6 protein-coding genes are annotated in these 7,467 nt (G+C 69.1%); 2 read left to right on the forward strand and 4 right to left on the reverse strand.

Going from position 1 to position 7,467, the window contains the following annotated elements; genetic code table 11:
* Window positions 1-106: 106 nt before the first annotated feature.
* The 4 genes from PHC73_RS09535 to putA all read right to left on the reverse strand — a co-directional run bounded on the left by PHC73_RS09535 (window position 107) and on the right by putA (window position 6,514).
* Entirely contained in the window at window positions 107-490 is a 384-nt protein-coding gene (locus PHC73_RS09535; protein ID WP_300127145.1) for a DUF3382 domain-containing protein, read from the reverse strand.
* Window positions 490-1,404, reverse strand: coding sequence for a branched-chain amino acid ABC transporter permease (locus tag PHC73_RS09540; protein WP_004291282.1), 915 nt, complete (start codon window positions 1,402-1,404; stop codon window positions 490-492). Before PHC73_RS09540 ends, PHC73_RS09535 begins: the two co-directional genes overlap by 1 nt.
* A 160-nt stretch (window positions 1,405-1,564) precedes the next feature.
* Window positions 1,565-2,659 (reverse strand): branched-chain amino acid ABC transporter substrate-binding protein, encoded by a 1,095-nt coding sequence (locus PHC73_RS09545; RefSeq protein ID WP_300127148.1) that lies wholly within the window; start codon window positions 2,657-2,659, stop codon window positions 1,565-1,567.
* A 177-nt stretch (window positions 2,660-2,836) separates the two neighbouring features.
* Window positions 2,837-6,514: a trifunctional transcriptional regulator/proline dehydrogenase/L-glutamate gamma-semialdehyde dehydrogenase gene (putA, locus tag PHC73_RS09550; RefSeq protein ID WP_366949846.1), complete on the reverse strand. Its 3,678-nt coding sequence runs from the start codon at window positions 6,512-6,514 to the stop codon at window positions 2,837-2,839.
* Window positions 6,515-6,714: 200 nt separating this feature from the next.
* Between putA and PHC73_RS09555 the strand changes: the two genes are divergently transcribed.
* Together PHC73_RS09555 and PHC73_RS13985 are read left to right on the forward strand one after the other, a co-directional pair.
* On the forward strand, window positions 6,715-7,182 hold the full coding sequence (locus PHC73_RS09555) for an Lrp/AsnC ligand binding domain-containing protein (protein WP_094267171.1): 468 nt from the start codon (window positions 6,715-6,717) through the stop codon (window positions 7,180-7,182).
* A gap of 145 nt (window positions 7,183-7,327) precedes the next feature.
* Window positions 7,328-7,467: glutamate--cysteine ligase (locus PHC73_RS13985; RefSeq protein ID WP_366949847.1), on the forward strand; the 140-nt coding region annotated here is incomplete at its 3' end.

Consider the following 7,467-nt stretch of genomic DNA (forward strand, 5'->3'; position numbering starts at 1 on the left):
TGAGCTTGGCGGATTGCTTGACTTCGAAGCGCGGCATGGTCGATTGGGTGAAGGAGTTGGAAGCGTAATTTTACAATTGCATCAATGCGTTAGGCTGGATTTCCGGCTAAGCGAACACGGATTCAGGGGAATAGAAGATCGGCAGGGCGATCGAGGCGCCCAGCGCCACCCAGCCGAGCACGGTCACCACCTTCTGCGCGCCGTGGGCGCGGTCGGCGGCGGTGGCGGTGCTGGCCTGGTCGCGGGCAAGCTTGCGGTTGCGCGCCTGGTCGATCGACCAGCGCAGCAGGAGGCGGCCGGCGAACACGGCGGCGACGGCGGCGACGAGCAGGCCGAAGCGGGTTTCGACCCCGAGCCGGCCGCCCACGTCGACGGTGGTGAGGCCGACCAGCGGAATGCCGAGGATGAGACCGACGAAGGCCACCCAGCCGGCATCGCGCAGGCGCTCGGCCGGCGTCATCGCGTGACGCGCAAAGACGACGGCGCTCATCAGACTTTCTCCACTTCAGGCCGGCCGAGCAGGCCCGAGGGGCGCAGCATCAGCACGAGGCACAGGATGCCGAAGGTGGCGACGTCCTTGTACTCGGCCCACAGGTAGGCGGCCCAGAAGGACTCGATCAAGCCGATCAGCAGGCCGCCGAGCATCGCCCCAGGCAGCGAGCCGATGCCGCCCAGCACCGCCGCGGTGAAGGCCTTGATGCCGGCGAGGAAGCCAATGAAGAAGTCCACCACGCCGTAGTACACCGTCACCATCACCCCGGCGACCGCCGCCAGCGCCGCGCCGAGCATGAAGGTAAAGGAGATCGTGCGATCCACGTTCACTCCGAGCAGCGAGGCCATGGTGCGGTCCTGCTCGCAGGCGCGCTGCTGCCGGCCGAAGGGGGTCTGGGTGATCATCCAGGTGAAGGCCAGCATCAGCACCACGGTGGTGACGATGATCAGCATCTGGCTCCAGCCGATCTGCACCGTGAAGCCCGGGGCGTCCCACAGCACCACGCCGCCCTCGAGCACCGGCGGGATCGGCTTGACGCGCGCGCCCTGGGTGAGCTGCACCGCGTTCTGCAGGAAGATCGACATGCCGATCGCCGAGATCAGCGGCGCCAGCCGGGTCGAGCCGCGCAGCGGGCGGTAGGCGGTGCGTTCGACCGCCCAGCCGTAGGCCGAGGTGAAGAAGATCGACACGATCAGCACGAAGGTCAGCGCGAGCGGGATCGAGGTCACGTCGGCGGCCGCGAGGATCGTGAAGGCGGTGACCGCGATGAACGCGCTCACCATGAAGATGTCGCCATGGGCGAAGTTGATCATGCCGATGATGCCGTACACCATCGTGTAGCCGATGGCGATCAGGCCGTACATGGCGCCGAGCGTGAGCCCGTTGATCAGTTGTTGCAGTGCGTAGGCCACGATGTCTCCCGTGGTGGCACGGCTGTTCCTCGCGTTGCGCTGGCGGGTGGGCTAGTGCAGGGCGCGAGCGTGCCGTCTTGTCGTTGGGTCCGGACTGTGCCGCCCGCCTCGTGGGCGGGCGGCCAGGGAGGCCCCGGCCGTGCCGGGGCTGGTGCGGAGATTACTTGGCGTAGTCGTACTTGCCGCCTTGCCAGCGGTACACGACGAAGCCCGGTGCCTTCTGGTCGCCCTTGGCGTCGAAGGCCAGGTCGCCGATCACGGTCTTGAAGGTGCCGCCACGCATCGCCTTCTCGAGGTCGGCGTACTTGGTGCTCTTGGCCGCGGTGGCGGCCTGCTCGAACAGTTGCATCGCGGCGTAGGCGTACAGCACGTAGCCTTCCGGTTCGACCTTGGCGGCGCGGAACTTCTCGACCACCGGGGCGGCGTCCGGGTTCTTGCGCGGGTCGGGCGAGAACGTGAACATCACGTTGTCGGCGGCGGGGCCGGCGGCGGTGACGAGCTCGGAGTTGGTCATGGTGTCGCCGCCCATCACCGTCAGCTGCAGGCCGGCGGCCTGGGCCTGGCGCAGGATCAGCGCGACTTCGGTGTGGTAGCCGCCGTAGGCCATGACCTCGACGCCGGCCTGCTTGAGCTTGGTGACCAGGCCCGAGTAGTCCTTCTCGCCGGCGGTGATCGCTTCGCGCAGCGTCGGCTTCAGGCCCTTGCCTTCCATCGCCTTGGCCATCTCGTCGGCCAGGCCCTTGCCGTAGGCGCTCTTGTCGTCGACCACGGCGACCTTCTTGCCCTTGAAGTTGTCGGCGATGTAGCCGCCGGCCACCAGGCCTTGCTGGTCGTCGCGACCCATGATGCGGAAGATGTTCTTCAGCCCGCGCTCGGTAACCTGCGGGTTGGTGGAGACGGTGGCCATCGGGATGTCGGCTTCGACATAGACCTCGGAAGCCGGGATCGTCGAGCTCGAGCACCAGTGGCCGTGCATGAACACGATGCCCTTGTTCACCATCGTGTTGGCGACCGACACGGCCTGCTTCGGATCGCAGGCGTCGTCGCCCACTTCCAGCTTCAGCTTCTCGCCGAGCACGCCGCCGCGGGCGTTGATGTCGGCGATGGCCATTTCGGCGCCCTTGCGGATCTGGTCTCCGGCCGAGGCGTACTGGCCGGTCATCGGGCCGGCGATGGCGACCGGCAGATCGGCCAGGGCTGCGCTGGAGAAGCCGCCAAGCGCGAGCACGGCGGTGGCGAGCAGGGTCTTCTTCATGAAACGTCTCCTTTGTTGCTTGGGTTTGAACGGGCGCAGCCGACCGTGGTGCTGAGACCGGCGGCGATTGCGTCCCGTAAGGTAAGCGAATTTCTCCGCCTTGCCATCCGTGATGCCCCTAGCTGTGGGGCTTTCGCGGGGGTGTGATGCATCGTGATGGCCCGGTTTCGCCGCCGCTCAGGCGCCCATTGCCATCAGGCTGGCGTTGCCGCCGGCGGCCGCGGTATTGATGCTGACCGTGCGTTCATGCACCAGCCGGCAGGTGTCGTATTCCGGCGTCGGTCGCAGCAGCGGCAGGATCGGGCCCGGACGCGCGGCGAGTTTCACGTGCCAGGCATGGGCTTCGTCGTCGCCCGTGTCGACCAGCAGGGCACCGAAGTCGCGCTCCGGCCAGCGCGCGTCCAGCGCCACCTGTGTCCGCAGCGCCTCCGGCAGCATCTGCTGCAGGCTGCGCAGCAGCGGCGTGTCGTCGAAGATGATGTGGTTGCCGGTGGCCAGCGCCACCAGCAGCTGGTGCAGCGCCGCCGGCGTGCTGGTGGCGATGCCCGCGACCGTGCCGCGCGGCACGAAGCGCAGGCTGTTGTCCTCGCCGGTGGGGCCGGGCAGGGCCAGGCGCAGGCTGCTGACGCTGCGCGCGCGATAGGCGTCGGCGCGGTCGCGCAGCACGGCGAGCTCGTCGCCCTCGAGCAGCGCGCGGCCGGCGCCGTCCAGCCAGTCGAGCAGGGCGTCCATCAGCGCGGGCGAAGCCTCATGGTCGACGCGCAGTGCGCCGTTGACCAGGTCGGGGCCGGGGCTGCGCTGCAGCAGGCGGTGCAGGTAGAGCGGACCGCCGGCCTTGGGACCAGTGCCCGACAGGCCTTCGCCGCCGAAGGGCTGTACGCCCACCACCGCACCGATCATGTTGCGATTGACGTACAGGTTGCCGACGTGGGCGCGGGCCGCGACCTGGTCCACGGTTTCGTCGATGCGGGTATGCACGCCCATCGTCAGACCGTAGCCGCTGGCGTTGATGGTGTCGATCAGCAGCTCGAGCTTGTCCGCGCTGTAGCGCAGCACGTGCAGGATGGGGCCGAACTGCTCGCGGCCGAGCTCGGTCAGTGCGTCGATCTCGATGATCGTCGGTGCGACGAAGGTGCCGTGTGCGCAGCGATCAGGCAGCGGCAGGCGGGTGACGCGGGCGCCTTTCGCCTGCATGGCCTGCACGTGGGCTTCGAGCCCGCCCTTGGCTTCGGCGTCGATGACCGGGCCGATGTCGGCGCGCACGTCGGCCGGATCGCCAACGCGCAGTTCGTCAAGCGCGCCACGCAGCATGTGCAGCACGCGCTCGGCAATGTCTTCCTGCAGGCACAGCACGCGCAGCGCCGAGCAGCGCTGGCCGGCGGAGTCGAAGCTGGAGGCCAGCACGTCGGCGACGACCTGCTCGGCCAGCGCGGTGGAGTCCACGATCATCGCGTTCTGGCCACCGGTCTCGGCGATCAGCGGCACGTTGCCGCCGCGCGCGGCGAGGCTGCGGTTGATCAGGGTGGCGACCTCGGTGGAGCCGGTGAACATCACGCCGCGGATGCGGGCGTCGGCCACCAGCGCGGCGCCGACCGTCTCGCCGCGGCCCGGCAGCAGTTGCAGCGCCGCGGCCGGCACACCGGCGGCGTGGAACAGGCGCACCGCGGCGGCGGCGATCAGCGGCGTCTGCTCGGCGGGCTTGGCGATGACCGGGTTGCCGGCGGCCAGCGCGGCGGCGAGCTGGCCGGCGAAGATGGCGAGCGGGAAGTTCCACGGGCTGATGCACAGCACCGGCCCCAGCGCCGGATGGCTGCCATTGTCGAAGCCGCGTGCCTGCTGCGCGTAGTAGCGGCAGAAGTCGACCGCCTCGCGCAGCTCGGCCACCGCGTTGCTCCACGACTTGCCGGCTTCGCGCACGGCCAGCGCCAGCAGGTCGTCGGCCTGCCGTTCGAGCAGTTCGGCGGCGCGCTCGAGGCAGGCAGCGCGTTCGGCCGGCAGCGCGTGGGCCCAGTTGGCGGCGACGGTCGCCGAGGCGGCGAGGGCCGCCTCGACCTCGGCGCCATCGGTCTCGACGACGTGGCCGACGATGTCGTCCTGGTCGGCCGGGTTGGTTACCGTGCGGGCGCGGCTGGCGTCCGGAGCGCCGATGCCCGGGACGATCGGGCCGGCGCGGTGCGTGGTGTCGCGGCTGCGCTGCAGTGCGGCGGCGATGCGGGCCCGCACCGGCTCGCTGGCGAGATCGATGCCCGCCGAATTGACGCGCTGCGCGCCGTAAAGCTCGGCCGACAGCGGAATGCGCGGATGCGGCGTGCCGGCGAGCGCGGCCGCCTGTTCCACCGGATCGGCGATCAGCTCGTCGATCGGCACGCTCTCATCGACGATGCGGTTCACGAAGCTGGTGTTGGCGCCGTTCTCCAGCAGGCGGCGCACCAGGTAGGCGAGCAGGGTCTCGTGGCTGCCGACCGGCGCGTAGATCCGTACCAGGCGATGGCGTTCGGCGTGGCCGACGATCTGGTCGTAGAGCGGCTCGCCCATGCCGTGCAGGCACTGGAACTCGTAGTCGCCAGCGCGCCAGGCGGTACCGCGGGAGGTGTTCTCGGCGTGATGGTAGATCGCCGCCAGGGTGTGGGCGTTATGGGTGGCGAACTGCGGGTAGATCGCGTCGCGTGCGGCGAGCAGCTTCTTCGCGCAGGCGAGGTAGGCGACATCGGTGTAGACCTTGCGCGTATACACCGGGTAGCCGGCGAGGCCGTCGATCTGCGCGCGCTTGATCTCGGCGTCCCAGTAGGCGCCCTTGACCAGTCGCACCATCAGGCGCTGGCCGCTGCGACGCGCGAGGTCGATGACGAAATCGAGCACCCAGGGCGCGCGCTTCTGGTAGGCCTGCACGACGAAGCCCAGCCCCGCCCAGCCGGCGAGCGCGTCGTCCAGCGCCAGCGCCTCGAGCAGGTCGAGCGAGATGTCCAGCCGGTCGGCTTCCTCGGCGTCGATGTTGAGGCCGATGTCGTAGCCCTTGGCCTGCAGGCACAGGGTCCTGAGCTTCGGCAGCAGCTCGGCGAACACCCGCTCGCGCTGCGACCAGGTGTAGCGCGGGTGCAGGGCGGAGAGCTTGACCGAGATGCCGTTGCCGTCTACCACGCCGCGTCCGGCCGAGGCCTTGCCGATGGCGTGGATGGCGCGCTCGTAGTCGCGGAAGTAGCGCTCGGCGTCCTCGGCGGTCATCGCCGCCTCGCCCAGCATGTCGAAGGAGTAGCGGTAGCCCTGTTTCTCGTGCGCGCGGCCGCGCTCGAGCGCTTCGTCGATGTCGCGGCCGGTGACGAACTGTTCGCCCAGCATGCGCATCGCCAGGTCCATGCCCTTGCGGATCAGCGGCTCGCCGCCGCGGGCGACAAGGCGGGTGAGTGCGGCGGACAGGCTGGCCTCGCTGCTGGTCGACACCAGCCGGCCGGTGATCAAGAGGCCCCAGGTCGCGGCATTGACGAACAGCGAGGGGCTGTTGCCGACGTGCGAACGCCAGTCGCCGTCCGACAGCTTGTCGCGGATCAGGCGGTCGGCGGTGGCCTTGTCCGGCACCCGCAGCAGGGCCTCGGCCAGGCACATCAGGGCAACGCCTTCCTGGCTGGACAGCGAGAATTCCTTCATCAGTGCGTCGACGCCGGACGAGCGGCTGCGCTTGGCGCGCAGGCCGGCGACCAGGCTGTGTGCCAGTTCCTGAATCCGCGCTTGCGTGGCGTCGTCGAAACGCGCGGCCTCGACCAGCGGCGGTACGCACTCCGGCTCGGGGCTGCGCCACGCCGCGTCGATGGCGGCGCGCTGGGGCGGTCGCGGGGTGGCCGGCAGGGCGGCGGCAGCCAGGGTGGAGGCGGTGAGCGAGGCGGGGTGATCCACGGCGTGAGACTCCGGCAGGTGTCGGGTGCGGCAGGCCCCGGGCGGGGCTGTCCGATCGGCCGAATTCTTCGCTAAAAACAACAGTTAATGGCTCCAAAATTCGAATCTATACAGTCATAATTCCCGTTCTGAAGCCAAAGCGCAGCCCAAATGGCTGTTGCACTGCAATGGATCGCATCGATTTCAAGATTCTGGCCGAACTGCAGGCCGACGCCCGCCTGTCGATCGTGGAGCTGTCGCGCCGCGTCGGCCTCACCAAGACACCCTGCGCGGAGCGCCTGCGGCGGCTCGAGAAGAGCGGCGTGGTCCGCGGCTACCACGCCGACCTCGACCCCGATGCGATCGGTGCAGGCCATATCGTCGTCGTGCAGGTGCTGCTCACCAGCACCACCGAGCAGGACCTGCGCCGTTTCAACGAGGCGGTGCGGCGTATTCCGGAGATCGAGTCCTGCCACATGATCGCGGGCGACTTCGACTACCTGCTCAAGGTGCGCACGCGGGACATCCATGAATATCGTCGCGTGATGGGCGACCAGATCTCCGGCCTGCCCTGCGTCAAGCAGACGCATACCTACGTGGTCATGGAGGTGGTGAAGGAGGCGCGCAGTCTGCCGCTGAGGCCGCCGGCGGCTTGAGCGCAGACCGGCCTGGCGCCCCGGGGGGCGAGCCGTTCGAGGCGTTGTTCGCAGTCATTGGACGGCCGCGGCCTTGGTGTAACATTCCGGCCAATCCATCCGTCGCCTGCCGGCCGGCAGCGGCTCTTCCAGAGACAGACAATCCATGGTCCCGCACCTCACCACCGCCCTCACCGGGCCGCTGCTCGAGCTGGAGCGCCAGTTCCTCGACAACGCGACCGAAATCGAAAAGTGGTTCCGCAGCCAGTGGCAGGACCACATGCCGCCCTTCTACGGTTCCACCGA

This window comes from Immundisolibacter sp. (genome assembly GCF_028696615.1).
In the GTDB taxonomy this organism is placed as follows: domain Bacteria; phylum Pseudomonadota; class Gammaproteobacteria; order Immundisolibacterales; family Immundisolibacteraceae; genus Immundisolibacter.